The sequence below is a fragment of the Pseudarthrobacter sp. MDT1-22 genome (assembly GCF_054511035.1).
In genome coordinates this window covers 159814-172833 of the sequence record NZ_JBTNDK010000001.1, presented here as the reverse complement: position 1 = coordinate 172833, position 13020 = coordinate 159814, and the positions used below count along the sequence as shown (strand labels likewise).

At 66.5% G+C, this 13020-nt stretch carries 14 protein-coding genes; 6 read left to right on the top strand and 8 right to left on the bottom strand.

Translation table 11 applies throughout. From position 1 onward, the window contains the following. Positions 1–59: 59 nt before the first annotated feature. The 5 genes from ACX80M_RS00850 to ACX80M_RS00830 all read right to left on the bottom strand — a co-directional run bounded on the left by ACX80M_RS00850 (position 60) and on the right by ACX80M_RS00830 (position 4981). Positions 60–1382 carry an MFS transporter gene (locus tag ACX80M_RS00850; RefSeq protein ID WP_252608482.1) on the bottom strand — a complete coding sequence of 441 codons (1323 nt, stop codon included), beginning with the start codon at positions 1380–1382 and terminating at the stop codon, positions 60–62. Continuing rightward, positions 1379–1867 (bottom strand): winged helix-turn-helix transcriptional regulator, encoded by a 489-nt coding sequence (locus ACX80M_RS00845; RefSeq protein ID WP_459308338.1) that lies wholly within the window; start codon positions 1865–1867, stop codon positions 1379–1381. The genes ACX80M_RS00850 and ACX80M_RS00845 overlap by 4 nt, the downstream gene beginning before the upstream one ends. A 62-nt stretch (positions 1868–1929) precedes the next feature. Continuing rightward, the gene (locus ACX80M_RS00840) at positions 1930–3090 is read right to left on the bottom strand and encodes a cystathionine gamma-synthase (protein ID WP_252608478.1); all 1161 of its coding nucleotides are present in this window, start codon (positions 3088–3090) and stop codon (positions 1930–1932) included. A gap of 69 nt (positions 3091–3159) precedes the next feature. Next, positions 3160–4545 carry a cystathionine beta-synthase gene (locus ACX80M_RS00835; RefSeq protein WP_252608476.1) on the bottom strand — a complete coding sequence of 462 codons (1386 nt, stop codon included), beginning with the start codon at positions 4543–4545 and terminating at the stop codon, positions 3160–3162. 43 nt (positions 4546–4588) lie between these two features. Continuing rightward, on the bottom strand, positions 4589–4981 hold the full coding sequence (locus tag ACX80M_RS00830; protein WP_141141279.1) for a VOC family protein: 393 nt from the start codon (positions 4979–4981) through the stop codon (positions 4589–4591). 131 nt (positions 4982–5112) lie between these two features. On the opposite strand from ACX80M_RS00830, the gene ACX80M_RS00825 reads away from it, so the two are divergent. The 4 genes from ACX80M_RS00825 to ACX80M_RS00810 all read left to right on the top strand — a co-directional run bounded on the left by ACX80M_RS00825 (position 5113) and on the right by ACX80M_RS00810 (position 7960). Beyond that, positions 5113–6096, top strand: a complete 984-nt coding sequence (locus ACX80M_RS00825; protein ID WP_252598477.1) for a DNA-3-methyladenine glycosylase family protein — start codon at positions 5113–5115, stop codon at positions 6094–6096. A gap of 95 nt (positions 6097–6191) precedes the next feature. Further along, positions 6192–7160, top strand: coding sequence for an ABC transporter ATP-binding protein (locus ACX80M_RS00820; protein WP_252598478.1), 969 nt, complete (start codon positions 6192–6194; stop codon positions 7158–7160). A gap of 81 nt (positions 7161–7241) precedes the next feature. Then, positions 7242–7562 carry an ABC transporter permease gene (locus ACX80M_RS00815; RefSeq protein ID WP_459308334.1) on the top strand — a complete coding sequence of 107 codons (321 nt, stop codon included), beginning with the start codon at positions 7242–7244 and terminating at the stop codon, positions 7560–7562. After that, positions 7532–7960 (top strand): ABC transporter permease, encoded by a 429-nt coding sequence (locus ACX80M_RS00810; protein ID WP_459308332.1) that lies wholly within the window; start codon positions 7532–7534, stop codon positions 7958–7960. The genes ACX80M_RS00815 and ACX80M_RS00810 overlap by 31 nt, the downstream gene beginning before the upstream one ends. On the opposite strand, the gene ACX80M_RS00805 is transcribed toward ACX80M_RS00810, so the two are convergent. Then, positions 7953–9635: a LuxR C-terminal-related transcriptional regulator gene (locus tag ACX80M_RS00805; RefSeq protein ID WP_459308330.1), complete on the bottom strand. Its 1683-nt coding sequence runs from the start codon at positions 9633–9635 to the stop codon at positions 7953–7955. The genes ACX80M_RS00810 and ACX80M_RS00805 overlap by 8 nt on opposite strands. Before the next feature lie 194 nt (positions 9636–9829). Here ACX80M_RS00805 and ACX80M_RS00800 point away from each other — a divergent pair, with 194 nt between their 5' ends. Continuing rightward, complete coding sequence (locus ACX80M_RS00800; RefSeq protein ID WP_193341940.1) at positions 9830–10252, top strand: ester cyclase; 423 nt, start codon at positions 9830–9832, stop codon at positions 10250–10252. 35 nt (positions 10253–10287) lie between these two features. On the opposite strand, the gene ACX80M_RS00795 is transcribed toward ACX80M_RS00800, so the two are convergent. After that, positions 10288–11964, bottom strand: coding sequence for an AMP-binding protein (locus ACX80M_RS00795; protein ID WP_252608460.1), 1677 nt, complete (start codon positions 11962–11964; stop codon positions 10288–10290). 104 nt (positions 11965–12068) lie between these two features. On the opposite strand from ACX80M_RS00795, the gene ACX80M_RS00790 reads away from it, so the two are divergent. After that, positions 12069–12347: a putative quinol monooxygenase gene (locus tag ACX80M_RS00790; RefSeq protein ID WP_252598482.1), complete on the top strand. Its 279-nt coding sequence runs from the start codon at positions 12069–12071 to the stop codon at positions 12345–12347. A gap of 98 nt (positions 12348–12445) precedes the next feature. Here ACX80M_RS00790 and ACX80M_RS00785 read toward each other — a convergent pair whose 3' ends face one another. Continuing rightward, positions 12446–12892: a thioredoxin family protein gene (locus ACX80M_RS00785; protein ID WP_252608458.1), complete on the bottom strand. Its 447-nt coding sequence runs from the start codon at positions 12890–12892 to the stop codon at positions 12446–12448. Positions 12893–13020: the final 128 nt, after the last annotated feature.

Sequence of the window (13020 nt, the reverse complement as noted above, 5' to 3'; positions counted from 1 at the left end):
GCGGCAATGTCAGGCGCCGCGACTGCCGTGAAGTGCCATCTCGACGCGTCCGGCCCCGGTTACGCAGCTCCGACCGGGACGGGTTCCTTGGCGCCTGCGTCCTTGCGGATGGTCGCGCTGATCACGGCGGCGATGGTGCACATGGCGGCCGCGCCGAACCAGGCGTAGGTGTACTGGCCGGTGGCGTCCCGGATGGCACCGGCGCCGAGGGCAGCAGCGGCCGCGCCCAGCTGGTGGGCCGCGAACACCCAGCCGAACACCACGCTGCCGTCCGTGCCGAACGTTTTCCGGCAGATTGCCGCCGTGGGCGGTACCGTCGCCACCCAGTCCAGGCCGTAGATCACCACAAAAACGATCATGCTCGGCTGGACGGTGGCGCTCAGGACCAGCGGCAGCACTAGCAGGCCGATCCCCCGGAACTGGTAATAGACGGCCAGCAGGATTTTGGGGTTGTAGCGGTCGGTCAGCCAGCCGGAGGCGATGGTGCCCAGGATGTCGAAGATCCCGACGACGGCGAGAAGCCCGGCCGCTGTGGTTTCGGGCATGCCGTGGTCGTGGGCGGAGGGGATGAAGTGGGTGCCGATCAGCCCGTTGGTGGTGGCCCCGCAGATCGCAAACCCGGCCACCAGCGCCCAGAATGTCCGCACTTTGCTGGCGCGCTTGAGAACCTGGAGGGCGCGCACCGCGGCGTTGCTGCTGCGCCCGCTTTCCACGGGGTCCGCTGCCGCAGCCGGGGACTCAGCCGTTCCCTCCTCAGGTGCCGTTTCACCGTAAGGCAAGGCGCCGACGTCGGCCGGTGAGTTTTTGAGGAACTTCAGCACCAGCGGCACCACCGCCAGCGCGCCGGCGGCGATCAGCAGCGAGGCCTGCCGCCAACCCGGATCCTGGGCCAGCATGGCGATGAACGGCAGGAAGACCAGCTGGCCCGCGGCGCTGCCGGCGGTCAGGATGCCGATCACCAGGCCCCGGCTCTTGGAGAACCAGGTGTTGGCGATGGTGGCGGCGAAGACGAGCGCCATGGAGCCGGTGCCGAGCCCGATCAGCAGTCCCCAGGTCAGGAGGATCTGCCAGGACTGGGTGACCAGGACCGTGAGCGCGCTGCCGGCGCCGATCATCACCAGGGCGGTGGCGGTGACGGCCCGGATCCCGAACCGTTCCATCAGGGCCGCGGCGAAGGGGGCGGTCAGCCCAAACAGCACCAGGTTGATGCTGACGGCTGCGGACAGCACGGTGATGGACCAGCCGAACTCCTGCTGCAGCGGCACCATGAGGACACCCGGGGCGGCCCGGAATCCGGCCGCTCCCACGAGGGCCAGGAAGGCGACGGCCGCGACGATCCATGCGGGGTGCAGTCGGCGGCGCGTGGTTTCGGTGGCACTCATGCGGCCGTGGCCAGCTGCACGGGCGCGTCCGTCCGGGTGAGGCTGTGCCAGCTGGTGTTGGAGGCCGTGAGCCGTTCCCCGCAGCCGGTGCAGGTGTCCGCGGAGCTGGTCCGCTGGCCGCAGCCGGAATGGATGACGTACATATGGGCCTGGTCAGACGGCGCCGGGAGGTGCTTTTCCGCCCACATGACCACGGCGTTCAGGACCGGGAGGGCGTCCTCACCCTTAGGAGTCAGGACGTACTCCTGGCGGGGGCGGCCGCCGTCGTCGTACGCCTTCTTCTCAAGCAGCCCCGACTCCACGAGACCCGCCAGGCGCCTGGTGAGCACCGAATCCGCGACGGCGAGCCGGGTCTTCATGGCGTCGAAGCGCCCGTTGCCGAAAAAGACCTCGCGGAGCACCAGCATGCTCCAGGGGTCACCCAAAATGTCGAGACCTCGTGCCATGCTGCAGTCGCGCTGGGACCAGTCGGAGCGGAGAACCATAAAGGCACCCTAGCTAACTTTCTTGAAGAAAGCCAGGGTGCCTTTGGCTGGCGAGCGCGGTGCTACTTGAGGAAGGTGAAGGCGCGCTCGAGGTCGGCGATGAGGTCTTCCACGTCCTCGATGCCGCAGGACAGCCGGATCAGGTTGACGGGAACTGCCAGTTCCGTGCCCTTGACCGATGCGTGGGTCATCTCGGACGGGTAGTTCATCAGCGATTCGATGCCGCCCAGGGATTCCGCCAGCGTGAACACCGACGTGTTTTCCGCGACCGTGCGGGCCGCCGCCTCGCCGCCCTTGAACTGGACGGACACCATGCCGCCGAACTTCTTCATCTGCTTCTTCGCCAGCTCGTGGCCGGGGTGGGAGGGCAGGCCCGGGTACAGGACGGCCTCCACCTCGGGGCGCTCGAGCAACCATTCGGCCACAGCCTGGCCGTTGTCGCTGTGCCGGTCCATGCGCACGCCGAGGGTCTTCAGGCCGCGGGTGGTGAGGAACGCGTCCATCGGGCCGGACACTGCACCCACCGCGAACTGCACAAAGCCGATCTTCTCCGCGAGCTCCGCGTCGTTGACCACGATGGCGCCGCCCACCACGTCGGAGTGCCCGCCGATGTACTTCGTCGTGGAGTGAACCACGACGTCGGCACCCAGGGCGAGCGGGGTCTGCAGGTAGGGCGACGCGAAGGTGTTGTCCACCACGAGGAGGGCCCCGGCGTCGTGCGCTATTGCGGCGAGCGCCTCGATGTCGGTGATCTTCATCAGCGGGTTGGAGGGGGTTTCCACCCATACGAAGCGGGTCTTGTTCGCGGCCACGGCTTTGCGCACCGCGTCCAGGTCCGCCATGTCCACGGGGGTGTTGCCGATCCCCCAGTCGCCAAGCACGCTGTTGATGAGCCGGTAGGTGCCGCCGTAGGCGTCGTTGCCGAGCACAATATGGTCGCCCGGCCGGGTCAGCGCCCGGATCAGGGAGTCCTCCGCCGCAAGGCCGGAGCTGAAGGAGTACGCGTGGCTTCCGCCTTCGAGCGCCGCGAGCTGCTCCTGCAGGGCGTCGCGCGTGGGGTTGGTGCCACGGCCGTATTCGTAACCGTCGCGGAGCCCGCCGATGCCGTCCTGGGCGTATGTGGAGCTGAAGTGCACCGGCGGAACCACGGCGCCGGTCCGGGGCTCGAAGGCCTGGCCGGCATGGACGGCGCGCGTGTTGAAACCCTGGTTTTCTGCAGACATTGAAAGTCCTTTCATGCGGTGATCAAGCCTGCCGAGATCCTGGTTTCGACAGGCTCAACCACCGGAGGATTAGTTGCTGAGGTAGGCGAGGAGGTCGTGGCGGGTGAGGATTCCCACGGGGGCGCCGACGAACGTCACCATCACGGTGTCCACGTCGGAGAGCAGCTCGCGGGCTGCGGAGATGGTTTCCAGCGAGCCGATGACCGGCAGCCTGGGGCCCATGTGCTCGGAGATCTTGTCCGTCAGCTTGGCCTCGCCGCGGAACAGCTTGGAGGTCAGGCTGCGCTCATCCACGGCGCCGAGGACCTCGCCCATCACCACCGGCGGTTCCTGCGAGAGGACCGGGATGTGGCTGACGCCGAACTCGTTCATGATGTTGATGACGTCGCGGACGGTCTCGTTGGGGTGGATGTGGACCAGGTCCGGCAGCTCGCCGGTCTTGGACTTGATGACCTCGCCCACTGACGTCTCTTCGCCGCCGGAGAGGAAGCCGTAGGAACGCATCCACTGGTCGTTGAAGATCTTGGCGAGGTAGCCACGGCCGGAGTCCGGGAGGATGACCACCACTACTGCGCTTTCCGGGAGGTCGCGGGCGGTCTGCAGCGCAGCCACCACCGCCATGCCGGACGAGCCGCCCACCAGCAGCCCTTCCTCGCGGGCCAGCCGCCGGGTCATGGCGAAGGAATCGGCGTCGGAGACGGCAATGACATCGTCCGGGACGGATTTGTCGTAGTTGGCCGGCCACATGTCCTCGCCCACGCCCTCGACGAAATACGGGCGCCCGGTACCGCCGGAGTAGACCGAACCTTCGGGGTCCGCCCCGATGATCCTGACCCGGCCGCCGTCGGCCTCCGCACGGTCCGCCGAGATCTCCTTGAGGAAGCGGCCGGTGCCGGTGATGGTGCCGCCGGTGCCAGCGCCGATCACGCAGTGCGTCACCGTGCCGTCCGTGTCCTGCCAGATCTCCGGTCCGGTGGTCTCGTAGTGGCTGCCGGGGGCGGCCGGGTTGGAGAACTGGTCAGGCTTGTAGGCGCCCGGAATTTCCGTGACCAGGCGGTCCGAGACGCTGTAGTAGCTCTGCGGGCTGTCCGGGGCAACGGAGGTGGGCGTGACCACCACCTCGGCGCCATAAGCCTGAAGCACGGCGCGCTTGTCCTCGCCCACCTTGTCCGGCACCACGAAGATGCACTTGTAGCCCTTTTGCTGGGCCACGAGCGCCAGACCCACGCCGGTGTTGCCCGACGTCGGCTCAACGATGGTCCCGCCGGGCAGGAGCTTGCCGGTCCGTTCGGCCTCTTCGATCATTTTCACCGCGATGCGGTCCTTGATGGAACCGCCGGGATTGATGTATTCCAGCTTGACCAGGACTGTGGCTTTGAGGCCTTCCGTCACGTGGTTGAGCTTGATGAGCGGCGTGTTTCCGATGAGGTCCAGGACGGACTGCGCGTACTTCATAGGTACAAAGTTACCGCCTGCCGCCGCAGGTCCTGCCCGGGGCTCAGCTCCCTGCCGAGGAATCTGTGTGCCAGAGGCCCAGGGTGTTGCCCTCGGTGTCCTTGAAGTAGGCGTAATAGCCCATGCCGGGAACGGCGTCCTTTGCCTGGGCGACAGTACCTCCAGCGGATTCGACCTGCGCCAGCGCGGCGTCCACGTCCTCCACGTCGATGGTGATGATGGGGGTCTTGAGGTTGTCCGTGCGGGGGAACAGGGCCCCGTTGATGGCCCCTGGCGCGCTTGGCATGCCTGTCTGCTCGTCCGACGGCGTGGTGATGGCGATGGTGTAGTCCATCTCCTGCATGGGAGTCAGGGTCCAGCCAAACGCACTTTGGTAAAAAGTGTTGGCGCGTTCCTTGTCGTCGGAGGGGATCTCGAAATGCACAACTCCAGCCACAGCATGCTCCTTTGAATGCGAGGGGAAGGCGCGGACTCCCCGCGCCACACGCTGGAGTCTAGTCCTGGCATCTTCGGTCTGTAAGGGGCTCCGGAAGCTACCTTGTCAGCCCACCGTGGGACCATGAATACATGACCATCCTTGACGCCCCCGCCCGGCTTGCCGCCGCCGCGGATGCGTCCCTGCGCTGGCATCCGGACGGCCCGTACAGCCTGCACCAGACGCTGGGCATTCTCCTGCGGGGTACCGGAGATCCGTCGTTTTCGTTCGGGCCGGACGGGTTATGGACGGCGTTTACGACGCCGGACGGCCCGGTCACGCTGCGCCTCACCGCTGCCGCGGATAGGGCTGTTGACGCCGCTGTTGACGCGCAGGCCTGGGGTCCCGGTTCCGCCGCCGGACTCGCCGGCGTGCCCCGGCTCCTGGGCGCTGAGGACGACTGGTCGGCGTTTGACGAACCGGACTTCCATGCCACGCTCCCCCGGATGGTCCGTGACGCCCGACGACGGAACCTGGCTGTCCGGCTGCCCTCCACCGGGCGGGTGGTTGATTGCCTCGTGCCCACCATCCTCGAGCAGAAGGTCACCGTCATTGAGGCCCGCCGCGGCTACCGGTACCTGATGTACCGGTTCGGCTCGCCGGCTCCGGCGGCCGGAAGCGCGGCGCCGGAGGGGCTCCGCCTCCAGCCCACGCCTGAGCAGTGGCTGCGCATCCCCTCGTGGGAATGGCACCAGGCCGGCGTAGGACCCCAGCGTTCGGCGTCCGTTATGCGGGCGCTGCGATCCGCCGTCGCGCTTGAACGGCTGGCCGCCTTGCCAGCGGCGGAGGCGGCAGCAAAACTGCAGGTGATTCCCGGTATCGGGGTGTGGACCGCGGCCGAAGTGGTGCAGCGGACCCACGGCTGCCCGGACTCCATCGCGGTGGGCGACTACCACCTCGCCGCCTATGTGGGCGCCGCCCTCACCGGCCGCCGGACGGACGATGCCGGCATGCTGGCCTTGCTTGAGCCGTGGACCGGGCACCGGCAGCGGGTGGTCCGGATGATCGGCCTGAGCGGCTTCCGCAAACCGACGTTCGGGCCGCGGATGACCATCCAGGACCACCGCCGGCACTGACGGTTCCGCCGTGGACTCGGGCCGCGGATGGGTATAGCGTGGCGCCATGGAGCCCGCACCAGAGCCCCGGAATTCCGCATTCTCTGGAGTCACCCATGATCCACACTGACAAACTGACCAAAACCTTCGTCGTCAAAAAGGAGACTGTAGAAGCCGTCAGGGGAGTCGACATCGATGTTGCCCCGGGCGAGCTTGTGGCGTTCCTTGGCCCGAACGGTGCGGGCAAATCCACCACCCTGCGAATGCTCACCACCCTGCTCCGGCCCACTTCCGGCACGGCGACTGTCGCGGGCGTGGACGTCGTAGCGGATCCGGCCGGCGTACGCGCCCGGATCGGCTACATTGGCCAGGGCAACGGCGGCGGCCACAGCTTCCGGGTCATCGACGAACTGATCATGCAGGGCCGCTTCTACGGCATGAACTCCACGGATGCCGCTGCCCGGGCACACGAGCTCCTGACGTCCATGGACCTGGCCGACCTCGCCAAACGCACCGTCATCAAACTGTCGGGCGGGCAGCGGCGGCGGATGGACGTGGCGCTGGGGCTGATGCACTCCCCGCGGCTGCTGTTCCTGGATGAACCGTCCACCGGCATGGACCCGCAGAACCGGGCCAACCTGTGGGACCACATCATGCGGTTGCGCGCCGAGCACGGCACCACCATCGTCCTGACCACGCATTACATGGACGAGGCCGATTTGATGTCCGAGCGCGTGATTGTGATTGACCACGGGCAGATCATCGCCGATGATACAGCCGCCCGGCTGAAGGCCAACCTGGCCGGTGACCTGCTCGCCGTCGAGGTCGCGGCGGAGTCCGCCGCGGGCGTGCGCGGGCTGCTGGGGCGTGCCGCCGCGGGCGGTGAGGTCAACGAAAACTCGAACGACGGTGTGGTTCGCTTCCGCCTCCGGCTCACCGAAGGCGCCCGTCGGGCACCGGTGCTGCTGCAACAAATGAACGACGCCGGCGCTCCCGCCCAGTCCCTGGAGCTGCAACCGCCAACCCTGGACGACGTGTTCCTGGAGCTGACCGGCCGCAACCTGCGGGAAGGAGCAGACCGCTGATGGCGGTGCAAAGCACCGAGGTCCTGGAAAAGCCGGGCCTGGTCCAGATCCTGCATGACACCAGATTCGTCTTCTGGCGAGATGCTGCTGCCGCTGCGTGACCCGTTCTCGCTGGTCTTCTCGCTGCTCCAGCCGCTCGTGTTCCTGGGCCTCTTCGGGCCGCTACTCGGTGCGGCCGTGGGCGCACCGGCATTCGGCGGCCAGTCGACGCTCCAATGGTTCCTGCCCGGCGTCGTGGTCATGATTGCCCTGTTCGGCACCTCCATGATCGGCTCCAACCTGCAGTACGAGCTGATGACCGGTTCGTACGAGCGGATCCTGGCCACACCGCTGTCCCGCTCGTCGCTGATGATCGGGCGGGCGCTGAAGGAATGGGCACCGCTGGTGGTGCAGGCCTGCTGATCGCCCTGGTCTGCATCCCGTTCGGCTTTGTCTTCTATCCGCTGCACGTGCTGTTCGGCCTGGTCATCCTGGGGATCTTCGGCATCGGACTCGGCGCCCTCTCCTACGCACTGGCCCTGGTATCGCAGAACAAGGAGTGGATCTTCTGGGGTGTGCAGCAGACGCTGCTCTTCCCGCTGATGATCCTGTCCGGCATCATGCTGCCCATCGAGGCCGGGCCGGACTGGATGAAGACCGCCAGCCTCTTCAACCCCCTGTCCTACCTGGTCAACGCCGAGCGGGAGCTGTTCGCCGGCAGCGTCGGGACCGACACGCTCCTGGGCCTCCTCGCCGCATCGGTGACGGCCGCCGTCGGGCTCGTTGCGGGCGTCCGGGCCATCAACCGCAACATCAATTAGAGCCCAGGCGGGCGGCGTAAACTGCAGCTTCAGAACGGTTGCGAAGGCCCAGCTTGTCCAGCACACTGCTTACGTGGTGGGCCACTGTCTTGTGGCTGATGAACAGCTGGCCCGCAATTTCAGGATTTGAATAGCCCTCAACCAGCAGCCCCAGAATTTCATGCTCACGCCGGGTGAGAATACCTGCCTCGCGGGGAACGGACCGGCCACCGGCGCCCCACGATCGCAGCAGTGCCGCTGCCGTATCGGCATCATGGGACGCCCCCAGCTTGTCCATCGCGGACAGCGCAGCGCGGGCTTCGGAAATAGCGAGCGTAGGCTGGTCTTGGGCTAAAACACGCGCAAGTTCCAGCCGGGTGCGCGCGGTTTCCAGCGGGAGTTCCAAGTGCCCAAACCATTTGAGGGCGTCTTCAAAGTAACCCGTGGCAGGCTCCAGCCGGCCCTCGGCGGCTGCAACCCGGCCTCTGGCCAGGGCGGCATGCGCGGACACCAAGCGTATTCCTCCGGCGCTGGCGTCAAGGTCGCCAAGGTGCTCGGCGGCCACTGCAGCAGCGGCAGGATTGCCTGCTGCCAACTGTGCCTCCACCAGCAGGCTGCGTGCGCTCGCTGTCTCCAGGGAGGTCCGGTGCCCGCCAGCGTGCAGTGGAGGAACGACGTCGCCGGTATCCTCAATTTCCGAACGAAGCCAGCGCTCTGCCAGGGCCACGGCCGCAGCCGGTTCGTTGCTTCCGAGGGCCAGTCCTGCCGCCACCAGGCTGGTCTCGACCGGAGCGCCGATCCTCTCAATCAAGGCCTTGGCCTCGTCGAAGTGTCCTTGGCGCACACGGAGCTCGGCGAGGCTCGCGACAGCCCTGTGGTACATGCCGGGGAAGACGTCCTTTGTACTCGCTGCCGCATGCCGCAGCTCGTCCTCGGCTTCGGCCCAATGACCCGTCAGCAGGAGCACTCGCCCGTGGACCATGCGGCACTGAGCGTAAAGGTATGGACAGCCGTAGGCCCTCATGTAGTCATCTGCCGCCAGCGACCACTGGGTAGCTCGCCCGAGGTCGCTGAGCAGGTCGCAGACCGTCAGCATCGAGCAACTCGCCATGACCACTGTGTAGAACGTCGTTCCATCGCCACCCAGGGCGCTGGCCATGGCCTCGTCCACGCAGCGAAGCCCGGCCTGGACCTCCCCACCCTTGACCAGGACGACCCCGCGCTCCGCAAGCGCACAGACTGCCAGGTCGGGGTCGCCCAATTCATGCGACATGGCCAGCGCGCGCTCGATCAGGTCGCGACAGTGATGGGCATCCGTAGCCAGCAGCGCCGCACAGTAATCAACCCAGGCCCGGGACAGTCCGTCGTCGGGCCCGGCCATGCTCTCCGCCCGGGCAAGCCAGCCCCGCGCCGCAGCCTCGTTGCCGAGGGACATCCCGTAGACAAGGCACAGCCATACAGCGGAATCGATGGCTTCCGGAACATTGCCGGCACGGCGGCTGGCAGCGTAGGCGCGCTCCCGGCAGCGGACGCTTTCACCAAGGTCGCCGAGAAAAAAGAGGGCGTCGCCCAAGCCTGCGAGCGCGCCCGGCGATCCGGTGCCCGAGAGGACCTCCTCAAACGCGGCGCGCGCATCCACCCACCGCCCCGCTTCCAGTGCCGCGTAGCCTCTCGCTGTCACTTCCTCCAGCGCCACGATTCAATTAGAGCACTTGACACTGCCGTTCTCTAGGGACGGAACTACGGGCGCGGGCCGCCCCGGATCCGCCTGGTGGGCTCCGCCGGCATTGGCCACAAAATGGGTCAGTTGACCCATCCGCCCGGCCTTGGAGCCGGGCAGTCTGAAGTTGTCCCGAATAACGGACAACAGGACCAATAAAGGAGCAAACGATGAGTGCAGACGCAATTGCCAAGTCAGTAGACGCCATGAACTCTCATGATGCGAAGGCCTTCGCCGCAACCTATGCCGCGGACGCGGTTGTCCACGACCCGCTCTACCCGCAGCCGTTGAAGGGGCGGGACGCCGTTGAGCAGGACATGGTGGAACTCCTGCGGGCCTTCCCGGACGTCAGTCTCACCGTGGGGCCCCTGTTCCAAGACGGCGAGACGTTCGCAGCCGAGTACACCCTGCGCGGGACGCATCAGGGACCGTTGGCATCGCCCGGCGGCGAGATTGCCGCCACCGGAAAATCCTTCATCAATAACGCGGCTGTCTTCTCGAAGTTCAATGCTGAAGGGGAAGTCACGGAGGAACGCCGCTACTACGATGTAGCCGGCATCATGGCGCAGCTTGGGGTGACCCCGACAACCTGAGCCCATAACCTCGCCTCGAAGAGACTGCTGGCCCGTCAGAGCCCCAGGCGGGCCACGGCTTCCTCGCGCATCTCCACCTTGCGGATCTTCCCGGAGACGGTCATCGGGAAGCTTTCGCGGACGTCCACGTAGCGCGGGATCTTGTAGTGGGCCAGCTTCCCGCGGCAGAAGTCCGCAAGCGAAGCAGCGTCCAGCGGTTCCGCGCCGGGCTTGAGGATGACGCACGCCATGAGCTCCTCGCCGTACTTGGCATCAGGCACCCCGATCACCTGCACATCCTGGATGGCCGGATGGCTGTACAGGAATTCCTCGATCTCACGCGGGTAGATGTTTTCGCCGCCGCGGATCACCAGGTCCTTGATCCGGCCTTCGATCACCACGTAGCCGTCGTCGTCCATGCGGGCGAGGTCGCCGGTGTGCATCCAGCGGTCGGCGTCGATGGCCTCCGCGGTCTTTTCCGGCTGGTCCCAGTACCCGGCCATGACGGCGTAGCCCCGGGTGCACAGCTCGCCTATCTCGCCGCGCTCCAGCACCTCGCCGGTGCCAGGGTCCACGATCTGGTTTTCCAGCCGCGGCATGGTGCGGCCCACGGTCTCGGTGCGCTGCTGAAGCGTGTCACCGTTCCGGGTCATGGTGGACACCGGGGAGGTCTCCGTCATGCCGTAGCAGATGGCCACATCCACCATGTGCATCTCCGAGATCACCCGGTTCATCACATCGATGGGGCACACCGATCCCGCCATGACGCCGGTGCGGAGCGTTGCCAGGTCGTAGGAGGAAAAGTCCGGCAGCGCCAGCTCCGCGATGAACATGGTGGGCACGCCGTACAGCGATGTCCCGCCGAAGTCCTGGACCGCCTCCAGCGCGGCCGCCGGCGTGAAGCCGCGCCCGGGGATGATGGTGGCCGCACCGTGGCTGAGGGCTGCCAGGTTGCCGATCACCATCCCGAAGCAGTGGTAGAACGGCACCGGAATCACCACCCGGTCGTGCTCGGTGTAGCCCAGCAGCTCACCGATGGAGTAGCCGTTGTTCAGGATGTTGTGGTGCGTCAGCGTGGCGCCCTTGGGGAAGCCCGTGGTCCCGGACGTGTACTGCAGGTTGATGGGATCGTGCGGGTCCAGCTCCGCCATCCGGGCCAACAGGGAGGAATGGCCGACGGCGTCAGCCCGCTTGAGCAGCTCGGCGTACGTCAGCTCCCCGTCACTTTGGGGATCCCCGGCGTCGAGCCCGTCCATGTCGTAATCCGGCAGGAACACCAGTTCCTGCAGGTCCGGGCAGCCGGCGAGCGCCTGGCGCGCCATTCCCACATAGTCGCTGTTCCGGTCCGACGGCGCCGCCACCAGCATCCGCATGCCGTTCTGCTTCACCACAAACTCCAGCTCGTGGCTCCGGTAGGCCGGGTTCACGTTGACCAGGATGGCTCCGGCTTTGGCCGTGGCGTACTGCAGCAGCGTCCACTCGGCGCAGTTCGGGCTCCAGATGCCCACCCGGTCCCCCTTGGCCACCCCCGAGGCGAGCAGTGCACGCGTGAGGCGATCGACGTCGTCGTTCATTTTCGTGTAGCTCCAGCGGCGGGCATCAGCGCCCGGGACCGGCGCGGCCTCGATCAGCGCGTCGTGGAAGGGGAACCGGGCCACCACCCGTTCAAAGTTCTGGCCGATGGTTTCCACGAGGAGCGGGACGTCAGTGTCCCCGGCTGTGTAAGCGCGCATGGTGGCACGCTACCAACAGGAGCCGGGCAAGAGAAGCGCAACAGGAGGGTGTCCGCGCGTAAACAGGGCGGGCGTGTATCCCGAGTCCCGGTATTGTGAAATCCATGAGTGCACCCATCGACCTGCAGGCAACGTTCATCCCCAACGACGGCGAGTTCTTCCGTGTGAAGCTCGCCCTGGAAATCGCCATCGACGAGGTGGTGAACGAACCCGGCTGCATCCGCTACGAGCTGACCGAAGCCACCGAAGAGAAGCTGGTCCTCACGGAACAGTGGGAATCCGAGGAACTGCTGGCGAAGCACTCCAAGGGCACCGCCGTCCAGGACCTGAACGAATCCCTGAGCGCGCTGCTGGCCGAGCCCGTGCAGCTGGAACGCCTGTAACCCTCGCTTTAACCATCGACTGCTCCGTAAGTGCCGCTTTGAACGTTCAAAAGGGCCCTTACGGAGCAGTCGATGGTGTTAAGAGGAACCAGGGGCGCTTACGCCTCGGGGATCTGCGAGCCGTCCTGCGGGCCCGACGTCTTTCCGGCGGTGGCCGGGCTGCTGCCCGCGGCGGCTGAGGCTTCTGCCTGCGAGCGCGCCACATGGGCGTGGACTTCCTCCATGTCCAGGGCCTTGACCGCGTCAACAACCTGCTCCAGCTGCTGGGCGTTCAGGGCACCCGGCTGGGAGAAGACGAGTACTTTTTCGCGGAACGCCATCAGGGTGGGGATGGACGTGATGCCGGCCTCCGCGGCGAGCTGCTGCTGGGCTTCGGTGTCCACCTTCGTGAACAGGACGTCGGAATGCTTCTCCGACATGGCGCTGTACGTTGGCCCGAACTGCTTGCAGGGACCGCACCATTCAGCCCAGAAGTCCACCAGGACAATGTCGTTGCCTTCGATGGTCGATGCGAACTGTTCACCTGTGATATCTACGGTAGCCATGCCTTCAACGGTACGCGAGGCGCAGGCCGATGTCCCGGCCGGGTGCGCCCTGTTCGCTCCCCGCGTCATCGGGAATACCCGGCGCGGGGCCGTGTACACCGGGCATTGCGAGGCCTACCCTTGGGGTC

What these genes read in the sequence shown, in the direction of transcription:
- ACX80M_RS00795 (WP_252608460.1), bottom strand. Translation starts at nt 11,964, where the DNA reads ATGCGCGCTTACACAGCCGGGGACACTGACGTCCCGCTCCTCGTGGAA.
- ACX80M_RS00835 (WP_252608476.1), bottom strand. Translation starts at nt 4,545, where the DNA reads ATGAAGTACGCGCAGTCCGTCCTGGACCTCATCGGAAACACGCCGCTC.
- ACX80M_RS00845 (WP_459308338.1), bottom strand. Translation starts at nt 1,867, where the DNA reads ATGGTTCTCCGCTCCGACTGGTCCCAGCGCGACTGCAGCATGGCACGA.
- ACX80M_RS00800 (WP_193341940.1), top strand. Translation starts at nt 9,830, where the DNA reads ATGAGTGCAGACGCAATTGCCAAGTCAGTAGACGCCATGAACTCTCAT.
- ACX80M_RS00815 (WP_459308334.1), top strand. Translation starts at nt 7,242, where the DNA reads ATGCTGCTGCCGCTGCGTGACCCGTTCTCGCTGGTCTTCTCGCTGCTC.
- ACX80M_RS00785 (WP_252608458.1), bottom strand. Translation starts at nt 12,892, where the DNA reads ATGGCTACCGTAGATATCACAGGTGAACAGTTCGCATCGACCATCGAA.
- ACX80M_RS00810 (WP_459308332.1), top strand. Translation starts at nt 7,532, where the DNA reads ATGGGCACCGCTGGTGGTGCAGGCCTGCTGATCGCCCTGGTCTGCATC.
- ACX80M_RS00790 (WP_252598482.1), top strand. Translation starts at nt 12,069, where the DNA reads ATGAGTGCACCCATCGACCTGCAGGCAACGTTCATCCCCAACGACGGC.
- ACX80M_RS00840 (WP_252608478.1), bottom strand. Translation starts at nt 3,090, where the DNA reads ATGTCTGCAGAAAACCAGGGTTTCAACACGCGCGCCGTCCATGCCGGC.
- ACX80M_RS00820 (WP_252598478.1), top strand. Translation starts at nt 6,192, where the DNA reads ATGATCCACACTGACAAACTGACCAAAACCTTCGTCGTCAAAAAGGAG.
- ACX80M_RS00850 (WP_252608482.1), bottom strand. Translation starts at nt 1,382, where the DNA reads ATGAGTGCCACCGAAACCACGCGCCGCCGACTGCACCCCGCATGGATC.
- ACX80M_RS00825 (WP_252598477.1), top strand. Translation starts at nt 5,113, where the DNA reads ATGACCATCCTTGACGCCCCCGCCCGGCTTGCCGCCGCCGCGGATGCG.